The organism is Streptomyces aureus (assembly GCF_000725495.1).
Classification (GTDB): Bacteria; Actinomycetota; Actinomycetes; order Streptomycetales; family Streptomycetaceae; genus Streptomyces; species Streptomyces aureus_B.
Window position 1 is genome coordinate 1 of record NZ_JNZD01000078.1, and the last position, 619, is coordinate 619.

The window sequence follows — 619 nt, forward strand, 5'->3', positions numbered from 1 at the left end:
GAAGGAACGGACCAGGACCTCGTAGAAGACGGCGCGTTTGAACCACTCGGGATCGCGGTCCTTGGCCGGGGTGTCCTCGAACGTGTCCGGGACGGGCTCATTGACGATCATGTGGTGGGTGACCCTCCGATCAGCGGTGAGGACGGTCGCAGGACGGTGAGGATGTGCGCGGGCCGGTCACCCGGTTCCAGGCGCACATAGTTGGTCCTGCCCCAGTGGTAGGTCTCGCCGGTGAGCTCGTCGCGCACCGGCACCGACTCGTGCCATTCCAGGCCGAGTTGCGGCATGTCCAACGAGACGGTGGCCTCCTGGGTGTGGTGCGGGTCGAGGTTGACCACCACCACGACCGTGTTCGTGCCGCGGGCGTCCGTGGCGGACTTGGAATAGACGATCACCGCCTCCTGGTCGGCGTGATGGAAGTGCAGGTCACGCAGCTGTCGCAGCGCCGGACTGCGCCGTCTGACCGCGTTGAGCTCCCGCACCAGCGGGGCGATGCTCCGGCCCTCCCGCTCCGCCGACTCCCAGTCGCGGGGGCGGAGCTCGTATTTCTCGGAGTGGAGGTATTCCTCGCTGCCGGGGCGCAGGGGGGTGTTCTCGCAGAGTTCGTAGCCGCTGTAGA

The 619-nt window shown here is 67.2% G+C and carries 1 protein-coding gene; it reads right to left on the bottom strand.

Annotated features, from left to right (window positions below; translation table 11 throughout):
- Nucleotides 1–107: 107 nt before the first annotated feature.
- A partial coding sequence (locus tag IO36_RS36030) for a DUF3459 domain-containing protein (RefSeq protein ID WP_037626572.1) occupies nucleotides 108–619 on the bottom strand: 512 nt, incomplete at its 5' end.